The 23,805-nt window shown below is 65.1% G+C and carries 26 protein-coding genes; 13 read left to right on the plus strand and 13 right to left on the minus strand.

Annotation, left to right across the window (positions count from 1 at the left end; all coding sequences use genetic code 11):
• The first annotated feature begins 62 nt into the window (after positions 1–62).
• Positions 63–581 carry a cytochrome c oxidase subunit 3 gene (locus tag AC51GR_RS21970; protein WP_496326949.1) on the plus strand — a complete coding sequence of 173 codons (519 nt, stop codon included), beginning with the start codon at positions 63–65 and terminating at the stop codon, positions 579–581.
• A 4-nt stretch (positions 582–585) separates the two neighbouring features.
• Positions 586–888, plus strand: coding sequence for a cytochrome C oxidase subunit IV family protein (locus AC51GR_RS21975; RefSeq protein WP_496326781.1), 303 nt, complete (start codon positions 586–588; stop codon positions 886–888).
• A 5-nt stretch (positions 889–893) separates the two neighbouring features.
• Here the strand turns inward: AC51GR_RS21975 and AC51GR_RS21980 are convergent, their stop codons facing one another.
• Positions 894–2,126 (minus strand): lipase family protein, encoded by a 1,233-nt coding sequence (locus tag AC51GR_RS21980; RefSeq protein ID WP_496326782.1) that lies wholly within the window; start codon positions 2,124–2,126, stop codon positions 894–896.
• Positions 2,127–2,277: 151 nt separating this feature from the next.
• Between AC51GR_RS21980 and AC51GR_RS21985 the strand changes: the two genes are divergently transcribed.
• Positions 2,278–3,054, plus strand: coding sequence for a PIG-L family deacetylase (locus AC51GR_RS21985; RefSeq protein ID WP_496326783.1), 777 nt, complete (start codon positions 2,278–2,280; stop codon positions 3,052–3,054).
• Here AC51GR_RS21985 and AC51GR_RS21990 read toward each other — a convergent pair.
• Positions 3,043–3,705: a 3-oxoacid CoA-transferase subunit B gene (locus tag AC51GR_RS21990; RefSeq protein WP_496326784.1), complete on the minus strand. Its 663-nt coding sequence runs from the start codon at positions 3,703–3,705 to the stop codon at positions 3,043–3,045. The genes AC51GR_RS21985 and AC51GR_RS21990 overlap by 12 nt on opposite strands.
• A complete protein-coding gene (locus AC51GR_RS21995; RefSeq protein ID WP_496326785.1) occupies positions 3,705–4,469 on the minus strand; it encodes a CoA transferase subunit A in 765 nt (254 codons plus the stop codon). The genes AC51GR_RS21990 and AC51GR_RS21995 overlap by 1 nt, the downstream gene beginning before the upstream one ends.
• A gap of 162 nt (positions 4,470–4,631) precedes the next feature.
• Here AC51GR_RS21995 and AC51GR_RS22000 point away from each other — a divergent pair, with 162 nt between their 5' ends.
• From AC51GR_RS22000 to AC51GR_RS22020, 5 genes are all read left to right on the plus strand, one after another.
• Entirely contained in the window at positions 4,632–5,402 is a 771-nt protein-coding gene (locus AC51GR_RS22000) for an IclR family transcriptional regulator (RefSeq protein ID WP_496326786.1), read from the plus strand.
• An 82-nt stretch (positions 5,403–5,484) separates the two neighbouring features.
• Positions 5,485–6,288 carry a trehalose 2-sulfotransferase gene (gene stf0, locus AC51GR_RS22005; protein WP_496326787.1) on the plus strand — a complete coding sequence of 268 codons (804 nt, stop codon included), beginning with the start codon at positions 5,485–5,487 and terminating at the stop codon, positions 6,286–6,288.
• Positions 6,285–7,217, plus strand: coding sequence for a sulfate adenylyltransferase subunit CysD (gene cysD, locus AC51GR_RS22010; protein ID WP_496326788.1), 933 nt, complete (start codon positions 6,285–6,287; stop codon positions 7,215–7,217). The genes stf0 and cysD overlap by 4 nt, the downstream gene beginning before the upstream one ends.
• Positions 7,217–9,082 (plus strand): adenylyl-sulfate kinase, encoded by a 1,866-nt coding sequence (gene cysC / locus AC51GR_RS22015; RefSeq protein ID WP_496326789.1) that lies wholly within the window; start codon positions 7,217–7,219, stop codon positions 9,080–9,082. The genes cysD and cysC overlap by 1 nt, the downstream gene beginning before the upstream one ends.
• A 30-nt stretch (positions 9,083–9,112) precedes the next feature.
• Positions 9,113–9,703, plus strand: a complete 591-nt coding sequence (locus AC51GR_RS22020) for a dihydrofolate reductase family protein (RefSeq protein ID WP_496326790.1) — start codon at positions 9,113–9,115, stop codon at positions 9,701–9,703.
• A gap of 9 nt (positions 9,704–9,712) precedes the next feature.
• Here the strand turns inward: AC51GR_RS22020 and AC51GR_RS22025 are convergent, their stop codons facing one another.
• On the minus strand, positions 9,713–10,255 hold the full coding sequence (locus tag AC51GR_RS22025; RefSeq protein WP_496326791.1) for a GNAT family N-acetyltransferase: 543 nt from the start codon (positions 10,253–10,255) through the stop codon (positions 9,713–9,715).
• Positions 10,256–10,340: 85 nt separating this feature from the next.
• Here AC51GR_RS22025 and AC51GR_RS22030 point away from each other — a divergent pair, with 85 nt between their 5' ends.
• Positions 10,341–12,368 (plus strand): DUF6541 family protein, encoded by a 2,028-nt coding sequence (locus tag AC51GR_RS22030; protein ID WP_496326792.1) that lies wholly within the window; start codon positions 10,341–10,343, stop codon positions 12,366–12,368.
• A complete protein-coding gene (locus AC51GR_RS22035) occupies positions 12,368–13,294 on the plus strand; it encodes an NAD-dependent epimerase/dehydratase family protein (RefSeq protein ID WP_496326793.1) in 927 nt (308 codons plus the stop codon). The genes AC51GR_RS22030 and AC51GR_RS22035 overlap by 1 nt, the downstream gene beginning before the upstream one ends.
• A 95-nt stretch (positions 13,295–13,389) precedes the next feature.
• On the opposite strand, the gene rfbB is transcribed toward AC51GR_RS22035, so the two are convergent.
• Positions 13,390–14,394: a dTDP-glucose 4,6-dehydratase gene (gene rfbB / locus AC51GR_RS22040; protein WP_496326794.1), complete on the minus strand. Its 1,005-nt coding sequence runs from the start codon at positions 14,392–14,394 to the stop codon at positions 13,390–13,392.
• A gap of 83 nt (positions 14,395–14,477) precedes the next feature.
• Between rfbB and rfbA the strand changes: the two genes are divergently transcribed.
• Both rfbA and AC51GR_RS22050 read left to right on the plus strand, forming a co-directional pair.
• Complete coding sequence (gene rfbA / locus AC51GR_RS22045) at positions 14,478–15,353, plus strand: glucose-1-phosphate thymidylyltransferase RfbA (RefSeq protein WP_496326795.1); 876 nt, start codon at positions 14,478–14,480, stop codon at positions 15,351–15,353.
• Positions 15,354–15,373: 20 nt separating this feature from the next.
• On the plus strand, positions 15,374–16,003 hold the full coding sequence (locus AC51GR_RS22050) for a dTDP-4-dehydrorhamnose 3,5-epimerase family protein (RefSeq protein ID WP_496326796.1): 630 nt from the start codon (positions 15,374–15,376) through the stop codon (positions 16,001–16,003).
• Between the two features lie 19 nt (positions 16,004–16,022).
• Here AC51GR_RS22050 and AC51GR_RS22055 read toward each other — a convergent pair whose 3' ends face one another.
• From AC51GR_RS22055 to AC51GR_RS22085, 7 genes are all read right to left on the minus strand, one after another.
• A complete protein-coding gene (locus AC51GR_RS22055) occupies positions 16,023–16,709 on the minus strand; it encodes a HEAT repeat domain-containing protein (protein WP_496326797.1) in 687 nt (228 codons plus the stop codon).
• Between the two features lie 128 nt (positions 16,710–16,837).
• Positions 16,838–18,124 (minus strand): HNH endonuclease signature motif containing protein, encoded by a 1,287-nt coding sequence (locus AC51GR_RS22060; protein ID WP_496326798.1) that lies wholly within the window; start codon positions 18,122–18,124, stop codon positions 16,838–16,840.
• A gap of 172 nt (positions 18,125–18,296) precedes the next feature.
• Positions 18,297–18,908 carry an ABC transporter ATP-binding protein gene (locus tag AC51GR_RS22065; RefSeq protein WP_496326799.1) on the minus strand — a complete coding sequence of 204 codons (612 nt, stop codon included), beginning with the start codon at positions 18,906–18,908 and terminating at the stop codon, positions 18,297–18,299.
• Complete coding sequence (locus AC51GR_RS22070; protein WP_496326800.1) at positions 18,905–19,672, minus strand: ATP-binding cassette domain-containing protein; 768 nt, start codon at positions 19,670–19,672, stop codon at positions 18,905–18,907. The genes AC51GR_RS22065 and AC51GR_RS22070 overlap by 4 nt, the downstream gene beginning before the upstream one ends.
• Positions 19,669–20,499: an ABC transporter permease gene (locus AC51GR_RS22075; protein ID WP_496326801.1), complete on the minus strand. Its 831-nt coding sequence runs from the start codon at positions 20,497–20,499 to the stop codon at positions 19,669–19,671. Before AC51GR_RS22075 ends, AC51GR_RS22070 begins: the two co-directional genes overlap by 4 nt.
• Entirely contained in the window at positions 20,496–21,455 is a 960-nt protein-coding gene (locus AC51GR_RS22080; RefSeq protein WP_496326950.1) for an ABC transporter permease, read from the minus strand. Before AC51GR_RS22080 ends, AC51GR_RS22075 begins: the two co-directional genes overlap by 4 nt.
• Before the next feature lie 29 nt (positions 21,456–21,484).
• Positions 21,485–23,137 (minus strand): ABC transporter substrate-binding protein, encoded by a 1,653-nt coding sequence (locus AC51GR_RS22085; protein WP_496326802.1) that lies wholly within the window; start codon positions 23,135–23,137, stop codon positions 21,485–21,487.
• Here AC51GR_RS22085 and AC51GR_RS22090 point away from each other — a divergent pair.
• Positions 23,129–23,431: an ArsR/SmtB family transcription factor gene (locus tag AC51GR_RS22090; RefSeq protein ID WP_496326803.1), complete on the plus strand. Its 303-nt coding sequence runs from the start codon at positions 23,129–23,131 to the stop codon at positions 23,429–23,431. The two genes, AC51GR_RS22085 and AC51GR_RS22090, sit on opposite strands and share 9 nt — an antisense overlap.
• Here the strand turns inward: AC51GR_RS22090 and AC51GR_RS22095 are convergent.
• Entirely contained in the window at positions 23,425–23,799 is a 375-nt protein-coding gene (locus AC51GR_RS22095) for a DUF2304 domain-containing protein (protein WP_496326804.1), read from the minus strand. The two genes, AC51GR_RS22090 and AC51GR_RS22095, sit on opposite strands and share 7 nt — an antisense overlap.
• Between the last annotated feature and the right edge of the window lie 6 nt (positions 23,800–23,805).

A 23,805-nucleotide genomic window follows, 5' to 3' on the forward strand; every position in this document is an offset into this window, starting at 1 on the left:
CTCTGTCGCCCACAAAGATCTCCCCGAACGAACGGGACGGACACCTGCCCGGCGATGGCCACATGTGGGTCATGGTGCTCGGCGACATGGTCATCTTCGGTGGCTATTTCATCGTCTTCATGGTGCACCGGTCCATGTCGCCGGATGCCTATCTGGCATCGCAGCAGCATCTCGACATCAACCTCGGTGTGATCAATACGATTGTGCTGCTGACGAGTTCATGGTTCATCGCGCACAGTGTCCACGCCACGCGAGCCGATGATCCGGATCGTGCGATACGGCTGGTCTGTGCCGGTGGCGCTCTCGGGGTCGTATTCGTTGGCATCAAGGCATACGAGTGGTGGTCGAAGATCTCACAGGGTTACACCAATTCTGATGAATTCTTCTCGTTCTACTACGTGCTCACCGGCGTGCACCTTCTCCACGTGCTGATCGGCCTGGTGGTGTTGGGAGTTGTCGTGCGCGACCTTCGCAACCCCCGGCGCCGACGGATCTCGACGGTGGAATCCGGCGCCACCTACTGGCACATGGTCGACCTGCTGTGGGTTGTCATTTTTGCGTTGCTCTACGTGATGAGGTGAACCGGTGACCGCGACAACTGATCGGGCCGGCCGCGGCGATCGATCGACCCGTGCCATCAATTACGCGTGGATCGTGTTGTGTGGCATCACCATCGGATCTTGGTGGCTGGCACCAGGACATGCCGGCGGTTCGGCCTCCGCCGGTGTCGCGATCACGGTCACCGTGATCGCGCTGGGTTTCATCAAGGGCCGGCTGATCATCCGGTACTTCATGGAGGTGCGGTCGGCGCCGAGATGGCTGCAGGTGGCCACCGACACCTGGCTGTTTGTTCTCTGGGCCGCGATCCTGGTGATCTATCTGGTCTAGTGGTGTCAGCAGGTGCTTGGTGCCGGGACTCCCCGGAACCGTTCATCGAGATAGTTCAACGCCGCGGGTGCGCCCAAGACCGCAGTCGTCAGGTGGTCGGGGCTCGGGATCTGGGCGGAGTAGACCTTTGCCCCCGCGGCGCAGTAACGCCGAATGGTGTTCTCGATCGCCACGACCGGGATCAGTGCGTCATCGGGGGCATGCCATTCGAACATCGGGATGGTCGGGATGCCTTCGTACAGTTCGACGCTGTTCTCGTCGAGCACGGCGCGAGCTCGCGGGTCCGAGGCCAGGGATTCCGACGTCGCGACCATTCGTGCACTCAGGCCGGCTCCGCCCGCGAGGATGTCGTTGGTGCACCCGTTGGCCATCTGATTGCGCAACGCCAAACCTCTGGTATTGAGCTGTTCGCTGATGGGCAGCCGGTCGGGATACTCCCGCTCCAGGCCGAGGGCCGCCGCAAACGCCAGTCCGAATGCCGGATGGGGTTGCAGACCAAGACCTTCGGCCATCTGGGTGAGGTTCATCGGCACACCACCCGCAGCGGCACCGGCGATGTCGAGGTCCGGCGCGTAGGAGGGCTGCAGAGCCGCCGCCCAGGCGGTCGCCATCCCGCCGCCGGAGTATCCGACCATCGCCACCGGGCTCTGGCGGGTATTCGACTGCGGTAGCGCTTGGACGGCCCGGATGCTGTCCAGGGTGATCTGTCCGCCGAGTTTGGCGGCGCCGTAGGCGCTGTTCGGACCGAGGTGGTCGGGCAGGACCACGCTCCAGCCACGGGCGAGTGCCACATTCAGGCCGGGTGCCTCTCGGATCACGAGATTCGGGTCGGAGGTGTACAACTCCTGCGACACAGCGCATTTGGTGCCGAGGCCGTTGATGATGTGTTGATAGGACAACAGTGGCCCATTGTTCTGGTGGCTCCGGGGGGTGAGCAGGGTGGTCGTCGCCGCGATCGGGTCGCCTTCTGAACTCGTGGACCGGAATTTGATGAGAGTGACTGTGGTGTCAGGGAAAGCGGGCAAACCAGGCATGGGACGGCTCGCGAGAACATCACCCGGTGCCTTGTCGGCGAGATCCGGGGGCTGGCTGTAGAACCGGTCCGGCAGCGGCGTGGGATACAGCGGTGCTGCTCCGGCCGGTACGGGTGACAACAGCGCTCCGGTCAGCGTGGCGATGCACAGGATCAGTGTTGTCGCCGACAGCCGGTGCCGGCAGGTGGTGTGTGAACGCGGCATGAGTGCGGTCCCCCCGGGGTGGTCTCATGGGTGGCGACTTCGCGCACAGGTTAACTGAGATTAATGTTTGTTTGCGGCGCTTCGAGTGAATTACTCCAGTGGCTAGACTGCATTGTTTGGTTCTGCGGTACCGCTGAGCAAGGGGTAGTTCATGAGTGTTCTTGTATGTTTCCACGCGCATCCCGACGACGAGGTGTTCGGGACCGGCGGGACCATGCGCCAGGCCTCCGAGGCCGGCCATCGGGTTGTGCTCGTCACCGCCACCGACGGCGCGGCCGGAGAATTCCCGGCAGGCATCTTGGCCGAGGACGAATCGCTGATCGAGCGGCGGCGTGATGAGCTGGCGAAGTCGGCGGAGGCGTTGGGTGTGAGTCGCGTTGTGATGCTGGGCTATTCGGATTCGGGCATGGCCGGAACGCCCGAGAACGACAATCCCAGGGCGTTCGCCAATCTGCCGGTGGAGGCATCGGCTCAGGCGCTGGCAGCCGTGCTTGCCGAAGAGGGTGCCGATGTCGTGACCTTCTACGACAGCTACGGCGGCTACGGACACCCCGATCACATCCAGGTGCACCACGTGGGGTTGAGGGCCTCACAGATCGCCGGGACGCCACACGTGTACGAGAGTGTGACGAACCGGGACCACTTCCAGGCGCTGGTCAAGGCCAACGACCAGTGGGATGCCCAGGACGCACCCAACATCGACAAGATCGGCGTCCCGGCAGATCAGATCACCACCGAGATCGACGTGGCCGAGTTCATCGAGGCCAAGCGGGCGGCGATGTTCGCGCATGCCACGCAGGTCGGCGACTTCGGGCCGTTCCTCGACATGCCCATCGACGATTTGCGGGCGGCCTTCGGCCTGGAGTGGTTCCGCCGCGTCGGCGAAACTCATCACTCCGGGCCGAAGGAGACCGCGCTACCCCTCTAGCCGGACCGTGAGTTCTGCGCCGGTGGCGGCGATGACGTCGTCGGCGGTCACTCCCGGTGCGAGTTCCTTGAGCACCAGCGTGCCGTCGCCGACGATGTCGATGATGCCGAGGTTGGTGATGATCTGGTCGACCACACCCTGGCCGGTCAGCGGCAGGGTGCAGGTCTCGAGGATCTTCGGGTTGCCGCCGCGATCGGTGTGCTCCATCAGGACGATCACGCGGGCGGCGCCGTGGACGAGGTCCATCGCGCCTCCCATGCCCTTGACCATCTTGCCGGGGACCATCCAGTTGGCGAGATCACCGGTTTTGGAGACCTGCATGCCGCCCAGTACCGCGGTGTCGATGTGCCCGCCGCGGATCATGCCGAAGGACAGGGCCGAATCGAAGAAGGCCGCACCGGGATTGACGGTGACCGTTTCTTTTCCGGCGTTGATGAGATCGGGGTCGACGGCGTCATCGGTGGGGTAACCGCCGGTGCCGAGGATGCCGTTCTCCGAATGCAATGTGACGCGCACATCGTCGCCGAGATACGTCGGGATCAGGGTGGGCAAACCGATGCCGAGGTTGACGTATTCACCGTCGATCATCTCGGCGGCCGCGCGGGCGGCCATCTGGTCTCGGGTCCATCCGGTGACCGTGGGGGCAGACATCACTTGGCTCCTTCGGTTGCGACGGTGCGCTTTTCGATCTTCTTGTCCTGAGGCCCGGTGTGCACGATCCGCTGGACGAACACACCCGGTAGGTGCACCGCACCCGGATCGATCTGCCCCGGCTCGACCAGACGCTCGACCTGCGCGATGGTGATCTTGCCTGCCATCGCGGCCAGGGGGTTGAAGTTCATGGCGGTCTTGTTGAAGACGAGGTTGCCGTCGGTGTCACCGAGTTCGGCATGGACGAGTGCGAAGTCGGCGTTGATGCCTTCTTCGAGGACGTACCGCTTGTCACCGAAGACGCGGGTCTCCTTGGGCGGGGACGCGATGGCGACCGAACCGTCGGCTGCGTAACGCCAGGGCATGCCACCGTCCGAGATGGGGCTGCCGACGCCGGCGGGTGTGTAGAAGCCGGGGATCCCGGCCCCGCCGGCCCGCAGGCGCTCGGCCAACGTGCCCTGCGGGGTCAGTTCGACCTCGAGTTCACCGGCGAGATACTGCCGGGCGAACTCTTTGTTCTCGCCCACGTAGGACGCGGTGACCCGCCGGATCCGGCCCAGGCCCAGCAGGATGCCCAGGCCCTGGTTGTCGACGCCGCAGTTGTTGGAGAACACCTCGAGCTCGGCGGCCTTCGTCTCCGCCAGGGCCTCGATCAGTGCGTCGGGGATTCCGCACAGTCCGAATCCGCCGACGGCCAGCGATGCGCCGTCCTTGATGTCGGCGACTGCGCTCGCGGCCGACTCGTACACCTTTGAACTCACCATTTCTCCCATTCGCTTCATCGGGCAATCGACAACGTTCACAGAGCAAACGCTGACGATGTCGGGTTTCAGTCAACAACGTCGCAGCTCGGGGGATCAAGTGAACCGGCGAAACGCTCGGAAACTGTTCGCGGAACGATCGGTGGCGTCAGGTACGTTCATCAGATGAACGCGATTTCGCCGACTCGCTCGCATGTGGTCGCCCGGGTCGGAGCGCTCCTGCGCGCGGTGGGTTCGGCCGAGCCGGGTGGCGCCTCGACCACCGAGTTGGGCAAGGCCACCGACCTGGCACGGCCCACCGCACACCGGCTGCTGACCTCTCTGGCCGAGGAAGGCCTGATCGACCGTGACCTCGAGACCGGCCGATGGCGACTCGGGCCCGAGTTGTATCTGCTCGGTGTGGGCGCGGCCAATCGCTACGACATCAGCGATCAGGCCCACGATGTGTTGATCACGCTCGCCCGGGAAACCGGGGAGAGCGCCTTCCTGTCGGCCCGGCGCGGTGACGAGACCGTCTGCCTGCTCTGGGAGGAGGGTAGTTTTCCGCTCCGGTCCCACGTGCTGCACGAAGGGATCCGGTTCCCCTTGGGGGTGGCCTCGGCGGGACTGTCGATCCTCAGTCATCTCCCGGATCGCGACGTCGACGACTACTTCTCCCGGATGAGGCCCGAGAAGGATTGGGGCCCAGCGCATTCAGAAGAAAACATTCGGGAGCGGATCAGGTCGACCAAACGGACCGGCTATGGGGTCAATCCGGCGCTGATCGTGGACGGCAGCTGGGGCATCGGTGCGGCGGTGTTCGATCGGACCGGACGTCCGGCCTGGGCCCTGAGTCTGACCGGGGTGCAGACCCGCTTTCGCGATGATCGGATCCACGAGATGGGGGTCCTGCTGCTCGAGCAGGCACATCTGTTGTCCGGCAGGCTCAAATCCTGACAAAGTCAATACTTTGAATCGTTCTGATCAACAGCCGCTCTGATCAATTGTTCCGGCGCTGGATATCTCTATATTCAGTGCCATGGCAAACCGGCCCCGGTCTTACCTTGTGTGCGCATCGCAGCGCAGTGGCAGCACACTGCTCGTCGAGTGCCTGCGGTACACCGGTATCGCCGGTGAGCCCGAAGAATACTTCCAGTATCTGCCCAGTACGTCGCGCGCACCGCAGCCCCGGCAGTGGTTCGCCGGTGTCGACGATCCTCAGATACTGAAACTGCTTGCGCCACTGGAACCGGGTACCCCGACCACGGAGACCAGCGACGAGTGGCGAACCCGGATCTCCAGTCACGGCCGCACCGGAAACGGTGTGTGGGGCGGCAAGTTGATGTGGAATCAGACGCCATTGGTCATCGAGCGTGCAGCCGGCCTGACCGGGCGCAGCGGGACCGGATTGCGATCGGCGCTGCGTGACGTCCTCGGCGAGGATCCCCTGTTCATCAAGGTGAATCGGGAGGATCCGGTGCCGCAGGCGGTCTCGTTCTGGCGGGCGGTGCAGACCCAGGTCTGGCGCGGTCAGGCGCCGCCGGCACTCGACGACACCGCAGAGTACAACGCCGACGGCATCGCACATCTGGTGTCCATCCTGCGTGACCAGGAAAAGGGTTGGCGTGAATGGTTCGCCGACGAGTCGATCACGCCGATCGAGGTGAACTATCGCGATCTGGCCCGTGAGACCACAACGGTCATCGCCGGAATCCTGACCGCGCTGGGCCTCGATCCGGCCTCCGCGCCACCTCCGGTCCTGGAACGGCAGGCCAACGGCCGTTCGAATGAGTGGGTACAGCGCTATCGCGAGGACGCAGAGCAGAGGGGACTGCCCACATGAGCAGCAGTGCGGGGATCGCCGGCGACATCACACACGTGGACGAACTGCGGATACTCGAAGCCGAGGCGGTGCACATCATCCGGGAGGTGGTGGCCGAACTCGAACGACCGGTCCTGCTGTTCTCTGCCGGAAAGGATTCCATCGTCCTGTTACGGCTGGCGGAGAAGGCTTTTCGACCATCGCCGCTCCCGTTTCCGGTCCTGCACATCGACACCGGTCACAACTTTCCCGAGGTCATCGATTTTCGGGATCGACGACTCGCCGAGGGTGGGCATCGGCTGATCGTGGGATCGGTGCAGGAATCCATCGACCGCGGCCGGGTGCAGGAGGTCGGCGGCCGCGCCGGATCCCGTAATCGCCTGCAGACCAGGACCTTGCTCGACGCACTCGAGGCGGGCGGGTTCGATGCCGCGTTCGGTGGTGCCCGCCGTGACGAGGAACGGGCGCGGGCCAAGGAGCGGGTGATGAGCTTCCGCGACGAGTTCGGTCAGTGGGACCCGCGGTCCCAGCGGCCCGAGCCGTGGTCCCTGTACAACGGCCGGATCCGGAAAGGTGAACAGGTTCGGGTGTTTCCGTTGAGCAACTGGACCGAACTCGACATCTGGCGGTACATCGAACTCGAAGGTCTGGAGCTGCCGCCGATCTACTTCGCGCACGAGCGAGAGGTGTTCGAGCGCGACGGCATCCTGCTCGCCACCTCGGAATACACCAATCCGGCCGACGAAGAGATCGCCCGGGTCGAGTGGGTCCGGTATCGGACCGTGGGCGACCTGACCATCACCGGTGCAGTCCGTTCCCGGGCGACCACGATTGCCGATGTGGTGAAGGAGATCTCGGCGTCGACGGTGTCCGAACGTGGTGAGACCCGCGCCGACGACCGGACCTCGGTCGCGGCCATGGAGGACCGCAAACGGGAGGGATACTTCTGATGACTCGCCAACTGTTGCGGCTCGCCACCGCGGGATCGGTCGACGACGGCAAGAGCACCCTGATCGGGCGCCTGATGCACGACACCGACAGTCTGCCCACCGACCATCTCGAATCCGTGACCGACACCGAGGGGGTTGCCGACCTCGCCGCCCTGTCCGACGGACTGCGGGCCGAGCGCGAGCAGGGCATCACCATCGATGTCGCCTATCGCTTCTTCTCCACGGCCACCCGCAATTTCATCCTGGCCGACACGCCCGGTCATGAGCGGTACACGCGAAACATGTTCACCGGCGCGTCGAATGCCCACGTGGCAGTGCTGCTCGTCGACGCCCGCGCCGGCGTGGTGCGTCAGACCCGCCGTCATGCCCGGATCGCGACGCTCCTGGGCGTCCCGCATCTGGTGGCCGCCGTGAACAAGATCGACCTCGTCGACTACAGCCAGGAGCGGTTCGACGAGGTCGAAGCCGAGTTGCACACGCTCGCAGCGCGACTCGGGGTCAAGGGGCTCACAGTGGTCCCGTTGGCGGCGAAGATCGGCGACAACGTGGTCACCCGTTCGGCCAACACGCCCTGGTACACCGGTCCGACGTTGCTGGAGTTCCTCGAAGGTGTCGAGTTGAGCGCACCGGCCCCGCTGCCCACCGAGGTCCGTCTTGCCGTGCAGTGGGTTTCGCGACCGGACGACAGGCAGCGGCGACGCTACACCGGACGATTGGCGGCCGGAACCCTGCAGGTGGGGGACCCGATCCTGGTGCTGCCCTCGGGATCCCGAAGCACCGTCACCTCTCTCGACACCTTGGACGCCGACCGCACCATTGCGGTGGCGCCGCTGTCGGTGTCGGTGGAACTGGCCGACAACATCGACGTCGGCCGCGGCGACATGATCGTCAGCGGCGCCGGCGACGCGCACCTGCCGGTGTCCGCCCGCGAACTCGACGTAACGGTCTGCTGGTTCTCGAAGACCCCGTTACGGGCCGGAGACCGGATCGGGCTCAAGCAGGCCACCCGGACCGTGCGTGCGACGGTGCAGGAGATCAGCGGTCGACTCGATCCGGAAACGCTTGGCGAAGAACAGAATCCGGTGGAACTCGCGCTCAACGACGTCGGAACCGTGACCCTGCGCACCAGTTCGATCGTGGTGGCCGACCCGTATTCGACGAACAAGGATGTCGGGGCGTTCATCCTGATCGACGAGCACTCCAACGACACCGTCGGAGCCGGCACGATCACCGAGGCCCGGGTGGTCAAACCCGGTGAACGCAAACGCAATGACATCAAGTGGCATCCGTCGGCACTGGAACGAAACCACCGCTGGAACGCTGTCGGCCAACGGGGCGCGGTCATCTGGCTGACCGGACTGCCGGCGTCGGGCAAATCGACGGTGGCGGTTGCGCTGGAACGGGAACTGGTCGAGGCCGGGCGGGTGGCGTACCTGCTCGACGGCGACAACGTCCGTCACGGACTCTCCGACGACCTCGGCTTCTCGGCGGGTGATCGGGCCGAGAACATCCGTCGGGTCGGGCATCTGACCCGATTGTTCGCCGACGCCGGGGTGGTGGCAATCGCCTCGCTCGTCTCACCGCTGCGTTCGGACCGGGAGATCCCGCGGGCACTCAGTGCGGCCGCGGACCTGCCGTTCATCGAAGTGCACGTGGCCACCCCGCTGGCGGAGTGCGAGCGCCGCGACCCGAAGGGGCTGTACGCGCGGGCCCGCGCCGGTGAACTCAAAGGGCTGACCGGAGTCGATACCCCGTACGAGGCCCCGGAGAACCCGGACCTCGTGATCGACACGACCGGCGCGGATTCGGATGCGCTGGTGCAGGAGATCCTCGGCATCCTGGCCGGTCGCGAGGGGCAACGATGAGTTCGGGCGGCAGTTCTGGTCTACCGTCGTATGACTCGAATCATCGCGGACATCTCGGTTTCCCTTGACGGCTTCGTCACCGGGCCCGGCGCCGGCCCGGACGACGGGCTGGGCGTTGGCGGCGAGGCCCTGCACACCTGGGCGTTCTCCGACGATCCCGACGACAAACGGGTTCTGGGTGAAGGGACCGCCCGGTCGGGGGCTGTTGTCATGGGTCGGCGGCTCTTCGACGTGGTGGACGCACCGGGTGGTTGGGACGACGATGTCGGGTACGGCGCCGGGGAGGTCGGCAAACCCTCGTTTGTGGTGGTCACGAGTACGCCGCCCGCATCGATGCGGCTCACCGACCTCGATTGGACGTTTGTCACGACGGGTCTGTCCGACGCCGTCGCTGCGGCACGGCGACGAGCGGGGGACCTCGATGTCGTCCTCATGGGCGGCGGTGCCACGACAGGTTCGGCGATCGCAGCGGGGTTGGTCGACGTGCTGAGCCTGCACCACGCGCCGGTGATCCTGGGTGCCGGGACGCCGTTGTTCGCCGGCGGCCCCACGCGCACGTTGATGCGGCAAAGCGTGACCCCGACCTCGACAGCGATACACGCCACCTACCAGGTCGTCTGATCGCAGCGGCTACGCTCTGGGATCCGTCCGGAGGAGGCCGTGCAGCACCACGTCGTGGCGTCGGCCGTCCTTACCCAGTGCCGCCGACCGCGCGACGCCTTCTTCGACGAACCCACACTTGCCGGCCACCGCCCGCGAACCGGCGTTCTCGGCGTAGGCGTCCAGGCACACCCGGACGGCCCGGATCTGCCAGGAGTAGTCGATGAGTAGTCGGGTCGCGCGGGTGGCGATGCCCCGCCCACGTGCCCACGGGGCGACCGCGTACCCGATTTTGGTGATCGCATCGTCGTCTTCGGAGTGCAGGCTGCACAGGCCGAGGAAACTGTTGGCGTCATCGACGATCGCCAGATCGAACCCCGGCCAGACCCGCACCGACCGACTCTCGACGAAGTCGCGGGCATCGGCTGCGGTGTACGGACTCGGCACCATCGTGAACGCGACGGTCAGCGGATCCTGGCTCGCGGCGTGCACGGATGGGATATCGGCACTGGTCAGAGGCCGCAGGGTGATCACCCGATCGGTCAATGTCGGGATATGACGTGGCCAGTCCATATGCTTCAACCTAGTGCGCAGAGGCCTCGTTTAAGGTTCTAACCGAACTTGATGGCGAGACTCGCAACCGACGGATGGGATCTGAATGCTGCTGGCCGCATGGGTCACGGTGGTCACGGCAGTGATCATGATCGTGCCCGGCGCACTTGTCGGCCGACGGATGTCGTTGCCCTGGCCGGTGGCCGTGGCGGCGGGGGCGCCCCTCACCTTCGGGATGGTCGGCCTGTTCACGGTGTTGTATGGCGTCGTCTCGATCCCGTGGAATCTGCTCACCGCGCTGCTCATGGTGCTGGTGTGCTGGCTGATCGCGTGGGGCTGGGACCGTGGTGCTCGCCGCCTGGGATGGCTCGCGCCGACCCCGGTCGCCGATACGCCAGGTCCGAGCCGTCGGTCGCTGCTGCTGATGGCCGGGGGTGTGCTGCTGGGCGCGGTGATCATCATGATGTCGTCGATCCGGCGACTCATGGGCACCACATTCCTCGGTTTGAACAACGTCTCGCAGGTATGGGATGCGCTCTGGCATGCCGACGCGCTGCGCTGGATCCATCAGACCGGCGATGCGTCCGCGCTGCACATGGGCGAACTGATGAACTACGACACCGGCGGGTTCAACTACTACCCCAACACCTGGCATTCGCTGGGATCTCTGCTGTACCCGCTGACCGGCGCCAACACGGTGGAGATCTACAACGTCTACTCACCGGCGGTGCTGGCGTTCACCCTGCCGATCAGCATCGGGGCGCTGGCGTACTGGCTCGGCCGGAGCCGGCTCGATCCCGACCGGGCCGCGGTATTCGCGTCCCTGGCCGCTGCGATCACCGCCGTGTTCCCCTCCCTTCCGTACGTCGAGCTGGCCTTCACGGCCGTTCCGAACGCGGTCGGTGTGTCGCTGGCGCCGGTCACCGCGGTGCTGGTCGCCTCGGCGATGACCGATCGGCGTCGGATACTTGCTGCTGCACTGGCGATCGCGGGTACCGCCGCGACACATCCGTCCGGCCTGGTCGTCGTCGCTGCCATCGTCGGGCTGTGGTGGGTCTTGCAGCGGTTGTGGGCACCCGTTCGCGGCAGGCTGGGTGACGTCGCCGGGCTGGCGGCGATCGGTGCGGCCGCGCTGGTGCTGATCAGCCCGGTGATCATCGGCACCCTCAAGATGTCGGACAACAACGAGCTCTCCGGATACGGGTTCCGCGATGCGGACGCGACCGCCGGTGGCGCGCTGGCCCGCGCGGCTTTTCAGGGCACCGATCTGCTCGAGAGCAACTATCCGCTGATCTACCTGCTGGTTCCGGCCGCGATCGGTCTGGTCTGGATGGTGTGGTCCAGAAGCTGGGGCATGGTCGCGGCGTGGATCGTGTTCGTCCTGACCACTGCCAACGCCATCTATGACTTCGGGGGATTGCCGTCGGAGTTGCTGGGCACCTTCGGCGGATACTTCTACAATTCGCCGCACCGTCTCACCTTCGTCGTGTCGATGTTCACCGCGGCGGCCGCGGGAATCGGTGTGGGCGTCGTGGTCTTGTGGGCGGCGGGTCTACTGAGCAGACGGGAACGGTTCCGCGGCAACGTCTTGGTGATCCCGGCGGTGACGATGGTCGGGTTGCTTCTGGTCCTCGGCGCCGGGGTCTGGCGTTACGCCGACAACGGCAAGATCGCCACGCAGTATCGGAGCGAGCTGCGCATCGGCGTCGAAGATGTCGAGGCCTACAAATGGCTTGCGCAACAACCCGATGCGCGCGACACGGTGATCCTCAACAACCTGGATCAGGGCACCGGCTGGATGTATCCGGTGGCAGGTCTGACGCCGCTCTTCCCGTTCTATCGGGCCAACGATTTCAGTGCGCGGCAGACCGAGCTCCACTGGAATGTGGCCAAGATCGGCAGTGACCCGGAAATCGATCAGATCGTGCGGGATCTGAACATCCGCTACGTCATCGACGCCCCGCCGAGTTATTGGCCGTTCCAGCAGGGTCCGCCGCGACCGGACGAGGGCATCTTCGGAGACCCCTATCTGCAATTGCGTGAGTCCGGGGCGCCGGGATTGCGGGAGATCTATCGCCAAGGCAATGTGACCATTTTCGAGGTCACCGAAGAAGTACGGAACGGGACGCGGTAATGCGCACATTGGTCACCGGCGGCGCCGGTTTCATCGGATCGACGCTGGTCGATCGGCTTCTCGACCAGGGACACGAGGTGGTCGCCGTAGATGACTTCTCGCGGGGGCGCCGCGAGAATCTTCAGGCCGCGATTGCACGTGGTGCCACGGTGGTCGAGGGTGACATCACCGTCGTCGATCTCAATGAGGTTGTCGCACAGGCCGAGCCGGAGGTCATCTTCCACCTGGCCGCGCAGATCGATGTCCGGGCGTCGGTGACCGATCCCCTGCATGACGCTCAGGTGAACGTGCTGGGAACGATCCGGCTCGCCGAGGCGGCCCGGCTGGCCGGTGTCCGCAAGATCGTCTTCACGTCATCGGGCGGTTCGATCTACGGATCGCCCGAGCACCTGCCGGTGGCCGAGACCGCGGCATTGGCGCCGATGAGTCCTTATGCCGCGGCCAAGGTCAGCGGCGAGATCTACCTCAACATGTACCGGTCGCTATACGGCCTCGACTGCACCCACATCGCGCCGGCGAATGTCTATGGGCCACGCCAGGATCCACACGGTGAAGCCGGTGTGGTCGCGATCTTTGCCAAGCACCTTCTTGCCGGCACGACGACCAAGTTGTTCGGCGACGGCGGCAACACCCGCGACTACGTGTACGTCGACGACGTGGTCGCCGCATTCGTGTTGGCGTCCTCCGAAGCCGGTGGTGGGCAACGCTTCAACGTCGGCACCGGGGTGCAGACCTCCGACCGGGAATTGCACACGATGGTCGCCGCTGCCGCCGGCGCGGCCGACAATCCGACCTTCGAACCGGCCCGCCTCGGTGACGTCCGGGATTCGTCGATCGACGGATCACTGGCCGGCGAGGTGCTCGGCTGGAGCCCGGCGGTGTCGTTGACCGAAGGCATCAAGCGGACCGTCGACTACTTCCGATAGGCCAATCCCACCCAAAATTCGCGCCACCTGCCTGCATTCGCGCCAGTTGCAACCGGCGCGTACGCAGGTACGTGGCGCGAATTCAGGTAGGCGGGTCAGTCGACCACTTTTTCGGTGGTGGCGTATTTGTTTTCGGTGGCTTGTTTGAGGGGTTGCCACCACCCGGGGTTGTTGCGGTACCAGGTGATGGTGTCGGCCAGGCCGGTGCGGAAGTCGAGATATTGTGGTTGCCAGCCGAGTTCGGTGCGTAGGCGGGTGGAGTCGATGGCGTAGCGCAGGTCGTGGCCGGGGCGGTCGGTGACGAAGTCGAAGGCGTCTGTGGGTTGCCCGGTCAGTTCGAGGATGGTTTCGATGACGGTGCGGTTGTCGGCTTCGCCGTCGGCGCCGATCAGGTAGGTTTCGCCGATCTGGCCTTTGTCGATGATGGTCCAGACGGCGTCGTTGTGGTCGTTGACGTGGATCCAGTCGCGGACGTTGGTGCCGGTGCCGTAGAGCTTGGGGCGGATGCCGGAGAGCACGTTGGTGATCTGGCGGGGGATGAACTTCTCGACGTGTTGGTAGGGGCCGTAGTTGTTGGAGCAGTTGGAGATGGTCGCTTGCACGCCGAAGGAGCGGACCCAGGCGCGCACGAGCAGGTCGCTGCCGGCTTTGGTCGAGGAGTAGGGGCTCGAGGGGTTGTAGGGGGTGGCTTCGGTGAAGCGGTGCGGGTCGTCGAGTTCGAGGTCGCCGTAGACCTCGTCGGTGCTGATGTGGTGGTAGCGGACGCCATGTTTGCGGACCGCTTCGAGCAGTGAGAAGGTGCCGACGATGTTGGTGTGGACGAAGCTGGTGGGGTCGGCCAGGGAGTTGTCGTTGTGGGATTCGGCGGCGAAGTGGACCACCAGGTCGGCGTCGGCGACCAATCGGTCGACGAGTTCGTTGTCGGCGACGTCGCCTTTGACGAACTCGATGCGGTCGGCGACCGGTGCCAATGATTGTGCGTTGGCGGCGTAGGTCATCGCGTCAAGGACGACTATCTGCGCATCTGGCCTGGTGGCCAGGGTGCGGTGCACAAAATTGGCGCCGATGAAACCGGCGCCACCGGTGATCAGTACCCGCATTTGCTGCCTCCATTCGCTGGTGCAACCCTACCGACCGGCTCAGTTCTGGGCAGTGACAGGACCCGCACCCTATGGTGTGAACCATGCGCGGAATCATTCTGGCCGGGGGAACCGGATCGAGGTTGCATCCGATCACTCAGGGTGTCAGTAAACAGCTGGTGCCGGTATACGACAAACCGATGATCTATTACCCGCTGACCACCCTGATGCTCGCGGGAATCCGGGACATCCTGATCATCACCACACCCCACGACGAGGCCGCGTTCCAGTCTCTCCTCGGCGACGGCTCCCAATTCGGTCTGTCGCTGACCTATCAGGTGCAGGCCAGTCCCGACGGACTCGCGCAAGCATTTGTGTTGGGCGCCGATCACATCGGCAACGATTCGGTGGCCCTGGTCCTGGGCGACAACATCTTCTACGGTCCCGGTCTGGGTGAACAACTCAACCGTTTCCAGAGCATCGACGGCGGTGCGGTCTTCGCTTACTGGGTCCGCAACCCCGAAGACTACGGCGTGGTCGATTTCGACGCCCAGGGCAAAGCCGTTGACCTGCAAGAAAAACCCGAACACCCCAAGTCCAACTATGCCGTGCCGGGCCTGTACTTCTACGACAATGACGTCGTCGAGATCGCCGCCGGTCTGCAGCCCAGTGCCCGCGGCGAGTACGAGATCACCGACGTCAACCGTACCTACCTCGACCAGGGCCGCCTGCAGGTCGAGGTCCTGCCCCGCGGCACCGCCTGGCTCGACACCGGCACCTTCGACTCGCTGCTCGATGCCGGGAACTTCGTGCGTACCGTCGAACAACGCCAGGGGCTGAAAATCGCTGTCCCAGAAGAAGTTGCCTGGCGCCGCGGATTCATCGACGACAACCAACTCGAAGCCGTGGCGAACAAACTGCTCAAATCCGGGTACGGCAGTTACCTCTTGGGCCTACTGCAGCGCGGCAAAGACCACTGACGACATGGAACACTGACCTCATGCAGATTGAACCCCTGTCCATCGACGGTGCCTTTGTGATCACCCCGAAGATGTTCGGTGACCCCCGTGGACTGTTCATGGAATCGTTCCGCGCCGACCTGCTCACCGAAGCGATCGGCCATCCCTTCGACCTGCAACAGGCCAACCTGTCGGTCTCCGCGGCCGGCGTCCTACGCGGAGTGCACTTCGCCGACGTCCCACCCGGACAAGCCAAATACGTCAGCTGCCCCAAAGGCGCCATCTACGACATCGTCGTAGACATCCGCGTGGGCTCACCGACATTCGGCCACTCAGAAGGCGTCCTGCTCGACGACGCCAACCGCAAAGCCCTCTACGTCGGCGAAGGACTCGGCCACGCCTTCGTCAGCCTCGAAGACGACTCGGTCGTGACCTACCTGTGCTCAGCCGGCTACAACCCAACCGGCGAACACGGCATCTCACCGCTGGACCCCGCACTGAACCTCAACCTACCCAGCACCGCCCGCGACGGCAGCCCACTGACCTTCACACTCTCCGACAAAGACACCGCCGCACCAACACTGGCCCAAGCCCGGGACTCCGGTCTACTACCGGACCACGGTGAGGTCACCGCCTTCTTGCAGGCACTGGCAGATCCGACCCTCGGCTGACGGTTTCTCCGAATCCGCCTCACAGCAGGCGGGCGAGTCGCTTCTTGCGCAGGTTGTTGGTGACGATCCACGCGATGTCGGGGTCTGAATCATCAAGGCGCTGAAACTCCGCCAGGCCAGGCCGGGGATCGGCCGCCACAGCCACGCTCCAGCAGTAGCCGAGTGCCTGCCGGAGGGTGCGTACCCCCGGGTCCCGGCGAGTCTGCAGCGACCGCGCCGCCAAATGTGCCGTGGCACGTTCGCAGGCCTCGATCGCCACCGCGGCAGCCGCCGGGTCACGCAGCAGTCGAGGCTCGCAGATCGCGGCAATGGCTGCCCGCTGCACCAGAGGGTGCGAATCGTCGACCCACTGTTTGACGATTTGGTGCAGGGCAGCCGGGTCTTTGTCGCCGAGGCGCTGCAGCCCGATGGCGACCCCTTCGCGGATCCGCCACCGGTCTTCGGCGGCCAAAGCCCGCATGCGCGCCGCCACGTCATTCTCCGCGGCACGAGCGCCGAGGCAGACTGCGCCGCAGAACATCCGGTACTCGTCACCGCTGCTGATCAGGGCGTCGACGAGCTCGTTGGCGGCGAGGTCCGCCAGGGCCATTGCCAGTTCGATGTTGCCCCGTGGTCCTGGAAGCCCCGAGTTCTCATCCAGGAATGCGGGCCACGACGACCTGTCCAACTGGTTCAGTTGTTGCTGCCAGTCGGCTTTGCTGACCATACGGAGACCTCCCGCGATGAATCCGGTACCGGAGCCCGCCACACTATTCAGTTTTCAAGGATCGCGCAGTACGCAGCTTCCGCTGCGTTGCTTTGCATCTGGAATCAAGCAGATCTGGGATTGCCTGCCTAGGCGGCGGTGAGTTCGGTGGTCAGGGTGCGGCGGGCGTTGGATCTGATCGGGGTCCTGCTGGCATCGTCCGGGGCGATGAACCACGGGTGTCCGTCGCGGTTGATGAACACCTCCCACCCGCGGTGGTGGATGTAGCGGTGGTGTCGACGGCAGAGCAGGACCATGTTGATCATGCTGGTGCCACCGCCGTGGCGCCAGAAGTCGATGTGGTGGGCATCCGTCCGGCCGGGAGGGCAGTCGCACCCGGGGAACGCGCAGCCTCGGTCGCGGGCGATCAACGCCTTGCGGATGGCCGGCGTCACGGTCCGTTGATCGCGGCCGACATCGAGTGGCACAGCGTTGTCATCCATCAGGATTTTGGTGATCACCGAATCACAGGCCACCATCTGCGCCGTCGATGCTGATGCGGGTCCGGTCCATTCGAAGGCCGGTGCCAACGCGGGAGCCTTGGCGCCCGGGATGCCACGTAGTTGCAGCTCCTGCAGGTGTTCCGGGGTCACCGTGACCACCACATGCGGTTTGGCGCCGCCCCGTGTCGGACGATCTTCCTGATCGAGATACGAATCAAGCAGGCGTTCCAGAGCATCGGCACGGATCTGGGCATTCGATCGGCGATCCGGTGAACCATCGGGTTCGGGTACCGGCCTCGATAAGGGATCGAGCGCGACACGAAGTTTCTCGCCCAGCAGGTTGTCCAGGTCCAGGGTGCCGTGGCTGCGTCCGTCGTCACCGTTGCCGAGGGTGAACTCGTTGAGCTCGTGGTTCTCGGCATCGGGGATCGGCTTGTCCGGCGGCGACAACACGATCGCCATCTGCCGCGCCCGTGCCGACACCGCCGCCGGACTCGCCATCAAGGCCTCGGTCAGTAAACCGCGCACACAGTCAGCGCGGTCCTCGCCGGCCAGATCCGGGTTCCGACGCTCAATGTGGTTGAGCCCTTTGATGATCGAGTCCACATGCTCACCCGACAACGCTCCGTCCACACCGTAGGCCGCTACTGAGGGGTTGTCGCCGAGCGCCTTACCTACCCGCACATAGCGATGGGCTGCTACCGGCGCCACCCCCTCCTTCTGGAGCAGTCTGGCGGTGGATCGCTCACCCGACTTCTGCGCCAACCCGCGCCGGTCGACTTCACCGACCAGTCGGAAAAGTATCTGTTCCACAACATGATTGAGTCGTATAACCGCCACCGTGCGAGCTGAAATCTCAGCATCATCTCCGGCGACCACAGCCGCATCCCCGGCAAGATCTGACAACCTGGCGAACATTCCCCCGAAGTCCATGAGTCGAGTTTACGCCGCCAGCGCTGGTTCGCACAAGCTTTCGAACAGACTTTATTTCGCTGTGGCGCACTATCTTTCGACAGACTCACGGCTGGGGCCGAGTAGTGTATCGAGGTGGTCTGACAACAGTCGCGAGGTGGCGGATGTGAAGGAACCTACTCGTTTGATGGCTTCACAACTGCAGTCGGGACGAGGTGCAGAGTCGATCGAGCAGTGTGTTGTCGTGGCTGACGAGCGCGATGGCCGTGCCGGCGTCGGATAGTTGTCGGAGCAGGTCGACGACGGCGGTGGTGGCGATGGGATCGAGCATCGCGGTGGGTTCGTCGCAGAGTAGAAACGCCGGTTCCCCGACGAGTACCCTTGCGAGGCAAGCACGTTGGAGTTGTCCGCCACTGACCTGGGTTGGAAATCTGGTGAACAATTCCGGATCGAGTCCGACGCGGTCGGCAACTGCGATGAGATCAACGCTGCGTCCGGCGATGTCGGCGGGCTCGGTGATGATCTGGGAGAGTGTCCAGCGCGGGTTGCAGACCATTCTCGGATGCTGGTCGAGCATGGCCAACGATCCGGGCGCGGTCTCGGGTTCGCCGTCGTAGGAGATCGATCCGGAATCGGGTATCTGTAGCCCGGCGATGACGCGGAGCAGGGTGGTCTTCCCGCTGCCCGACGGCCCGATCACGCCGGTGATCTCACCTGAGCGCAGCTCCACGTCGACGTTCTCCAGGATGGTCTGGTCGCCGAATCGAACCGAGATCGACTTCGCTTGCAGGAAATGGCTGTTCACGCTGAGATCCCATCGAAGAACTGGCTGACATAGGTGTTGTCGATGCGCAGCACCGACGTCGGTGTGCCGTCGGCAACGATCCGGCCGGATCGCATCAACGCAACGGAATCGCAGATCTTCTGTGCAAAAAGACTTCTCACGTCGTGGGTGATGACCAGAACCGCTGCGCCGGTGTCTGCGATCGAGCGCAAGAGTCCCCAGGTCGCCGCCGCGAGGTCGGGGTCGAGCGCGGAGGTGGGTTCGTCGGCCACCACGACCGACGGGTTGCCGGCCAACGCGGCAGCAATCGCGGCGCGCTGTGCCATGCCGCCGGACAGCTCGTGTGGAAACAGATCCAGCGCCGAAACCGGGAGTTCAACGAGTTCGGCCAACTCCTCGGCACCGCAGTTGCCATCCAAGACGCGAATACACTCTTCGATCTGAGAGCCCACAGTCCGCACCGGGGTGAAGGAGGTGGCGGGGGATTGTGGAATCAGGCCGACATGGCGTCCGCGGATCTGGCGCCAACGCTTCTCGTCGTTCGGCGCGATTGCCTCCCCGCCGATCTCGACGTCACCGCTGACCTGGCACCCGGGCGGGAGGAGGCCGCAGAGCGCCACTGCGACAAGGGACTTCCCGCACCCGGATTCGCCCATGAGCGCGGTCACCTCGCCGCGGCCAAGGGTCAGATCCACACCGGCAAGTCCGGTCACACTCGGTGACCCGCGACCGCCCCTGGTGGCGATCTCCACCTTCAGATCGCGGATGAGGGCACCGGCGCTCACCAGATCACTCCCGGTGGCGGTTCCATTCGTCGCCGTAGCCCGGACGCGGCGGCCGCAATGGCCAGGGCGGTGAGGACGAGGGCTCCGGCGGGCACCGCCAACGTCCACCAGGCGCCCAGCATCACGTCACCGCGTGCCTGCCCGAGAAGTGTGCCCAGACTGGCCCGGTCCGGCGACAGCCCGACCCCCAGAAACGACAGTGTCGATTCATGCCACACCGCATGGGGCAACAACATCACCATCGCCACCAGCGCCTGACCGCCGACGGCGGGCAGCAGATGGCGCCGCGCGACAAACCAGCGTGAGGCACCGGAGAGCCGGGCCGTGTGCACCCAACCGGACTCGGCGTTGGCCAACAACTCCGCGCGGACGACGCGCGCCACGGCCGGCCAGTGGGTCAGGGCGATGGAGGCGATGATCGCGAGCGGCTCGCCACGCCACATCGCCGCGATGACGATCCCGACCACAAGATGCGGGAGGGCGTTGAACCCGTCGACCACACGCATGACCACGGCATCGATCCAGCCACCCGCGGTTACGGATAGCAGGCCGATCACAATCCCGAGAACTGTTGCCACAACGGCACATATGGCTGCCATGAGCAACGAGATCCGGAGTCCTTCGGCGGTTCGGACCAGCAGGCTGTAGCCGGAATGATCGGTCCCCATCAGATTGTCGGCGCCGGGGGCTCGGAGGGATTTGCTGAAGTCGGCCACCTGATCACCGGCGAGCACCGGGATCAAGATTGCGAAGAGTGCGATGGCCGCGAGGAGCAGCCATGGCCAATGTCGGTGCGTCCGGTGCCTGATCAGGCTCTGTGTACTCATGCTGCCATCCCGATCCGTGGATCCAGTGCGGTGGCGGCGGCGTCGGAGAGTGCGGACCCCACCAGCACCGCGAGTGCCGATCCGACCGCCAGTGCGGCCATCAATGGAAAGTCCAGTGCGGCAGCAGAGTCCACCAGCACAGAGGCGACCCCGGGCCATCCGAAGATCGTCTCGACGATCGCCGCGCCGGCGATGACCTCGGGAAGCCGCGTTCCCAACAATGCAAGTGTCGGGGCCACGGAGGTGGGAAGGACGTGTCCGCGCATCAGGGCCGCGCCACCGATTCCGCGTGCGCGGGCGGCGTGGACCGCATCGGAGCCGATGGATTCGACGACTGCCGCGCGGGTGGTGAGAAGTAGCCACGGAATCTGCGAAAGTGTCAGGGCCACAAAGGGCAACACCGCGTGTACGAGTATTCCGGATGCGGTGTACGGATCCCCCGGTTCACGGGCCCCGGAGGTGGGGAACCAGCGCAATCCCACCGCCAGTACCGACACCAGGACGAGGGAGACGACAAACGGGGGAACCGACGCGAACAGTGCCGAACCACCGGAGCAGAGTTTGTCGATGAGGCCGCCACGGCGCATCCCGGCGACCGCGCCGAGACCGACGGCGATGAGCGTGGCGGCGAGCAGTGCGGCCGCGGACAGCCCGACGGTGAAGGGCAGTCTGCCGGTGAGAACCTCGGCCACGGGCAGGGATTGGGTCGATGACCAGCCCAGATCGCCGTGCAGCACATCGCGGATCCACTGCCACCACGCGTCGTACCAGGATTGATCGGTGTTGTAGGCGTCGGCGGTGGCCCGGCGCTGCGACGCGGTGGCGTTCTGGTAGTTGTCGCCCAGATAGGCGGCCAGCGGATCGAACGGCGAGAGCGATGCGAGCAGGAAGATGGCAGCGGAGACCGCGATGGTCACCGGGATCGCAATCAGGGCACGAAGTCCCAGCAGGCGCATCGCCGGGACCAGCCTTCGTCTGGCGGTGTTCACCGCTTCCAGGCCGTGATGTTCCACCAGGGGCCCCACATCACGCCATGGGAGTGTGGTTCGAGGATGGGTGCGCTCTGCTGCCAGCCGAGGTCGCCGTATGCGTAGGTGTGGTCGAGGAAGGCCAGGAACACCGACGACGGCTGCGCCATGTAGATGGCCTGGATCTCTCGGTACCGGGCGTCGTTCTCCGGTGTGGTCGGCGATTCGCGGGCCTGCTGCAGGAGTTCGTCCAGCCCGGGCGCGGTGAAGTTGCCCGGATTGGAGTAGGGCGACGAGTCCGGGACACGGGTGTGGAGTGTGTTGTAGACCTGAGAGTCGATGCTGTACGGCGTATCTCCGCCGCCGAGCAGGACCGCCGAAGTGTCCATTCTGGTCTCGATGTCGTCCCAGCTGCTGCCCCGTGGTGTGACCTCGATGCCCAGCGGCTGCATGGCGGCGGCAAACGCGACGGCAAGATCGCGTCGCAGGGTGTCCTGCGCGTTGTACAGCAACTCGAATGATGCTTGGACGCCGTCCTTTTCGCGGACGCCCCCGTTGGTCTCGATTCGCCAGCCGGCGGAGTCGAGGATCGCCGCGGCCTGTGCCGGGTCGTGCTCGAACACCGCATCCGGGTTGTAGGCGTCCCCGTAGACGTCGGCCACCGGGGTGCTGGCCGGCCGGCCGTGACCGGCCAGGACATCGGTGATCATCGCATCGCGGTCGACGCCGTGGTTCATGGCCAGGCGGGCTCGCGGATCGGTCGTGAAGGTGTTGCCTGCGGGAAACGACACCCCCCGCCAGTCGGCCGACCGGACCCCGACCGTCTCGATGCCGTCCCGGCCATCAAGGGCGGCGAGCATCTTGGGGGGCAGGGGACCGCCATCGACCTCGCCGGTCGAGATCTGCGCGGACCGGCTGTTGTCGTCGGGGCTGTGGGTGAAAACCAGTGTGCTCACCTGTGGTAGCGGCCCCCAGTAGTCGGAGCGGGCGATCATCACCGCCTGGTCGGCGTCCAGGCTTTCGAGCTCATAAGGGCCGGTACCAACGGGTTTGGTGTTCAGCGCCCAGTCGGCGGCCGGTGCATTCTCGATCATCTCCGAGGGTGCGATACCGAGCAGGAGGTACGGCGACGGATCGGAATCGGTGTTCATGGTGACTGTCACGGCATCCGGTCCGTCGGCGGCAACCTCCACGATGGGTTCGAGTCCGGCCGAGATCTCGGATGCGACAACCGGATTGCGTACCGCGTCATAGGTCGCGACCACATCCGCCGCGTCGAACTCCGAACCATCGGAGAAACTGACATCCGGGCGCAGGGTGAGCCGCCACTGCCGCGGCGCGACGAGTTCTGGGGCGCCGCCGGCGAGTGAGGGGACCAGTGCGGGCAGCGTGGTGTCGGTATCCGCCTGCGGTCTCAGTAGTCCCTCGTACAGCGGTGATATGCCCAGCGCGCCGTATCCCGATACCGGGTTGTAACCCCCGAGCGGACCGCTGTCGGCGAGCACGATGCGGGTCGAGTCCTCAGCCGACGGTGACGAACACCCGGTCAGGACCAGGGTCCCCGCGGTTGCAATCAATGCCAGACGCACGAACACCGTGGAACCCCTCGCCTCGATATGTGTCTGGACAGACACATTTGATGTGTGCCGTAGCCTAGCATCGTGAGCCATCCGAAGGGTGACATCGACGACTGGGCCAAACGGTTTGCCCTGCTGTCTGATTCCACCCGGCTGCGCCTGCTCACCCACATGCACGAACACCCCGGGGCAGTGGTGGCCGAACTCGCCGAGGCGGCGGGGATCACTGAGAACGCTGCGTCGCAATCCCTGCGGGCGCTACGGGATCAGGGCTGGGTGACCACCACGAAGACCGGTCGTTCCGTGCAGTATCGGGTGGTGGCCGACGCCATCGTGCACCGGATCCTTCATGACGTCATGGGTGCCGAGCACCCGCACCATCACTGAGCCGGATCGGCGGGGGGCTGCTGCGGTTCGTGTTTGTTCTCGTTCGCCGCGTTCTGCAGCGCCACCGAACGTGCCAGCCGCGCATATTTGATCTCGATATCCCGGAACCGCAGGTAGGTGCTGATCGTGGTGAAGGCGAATGCGACCACCAGTCCGTACAACACCAGGTCGGTGCCACGTCCGACGCCCACCCAGCCCGCGATCACCGTCAGATCGTCCGGCCGCAGCAACGCGTAGACGCCAAACGCCAGGAACGCCAAGAAGATCAGCTTCACCCACGCCGAGGCCCGGGCACTGCCGCGGCGGGTGATGAAGTAGCCGACCATCAGTAGTACGGCGAGGATCAGAAGTATCTGGATGACCAGCATGGGGTG

Source organism: Williamsia sp. z71 (genome assembly GCF_059553375.1).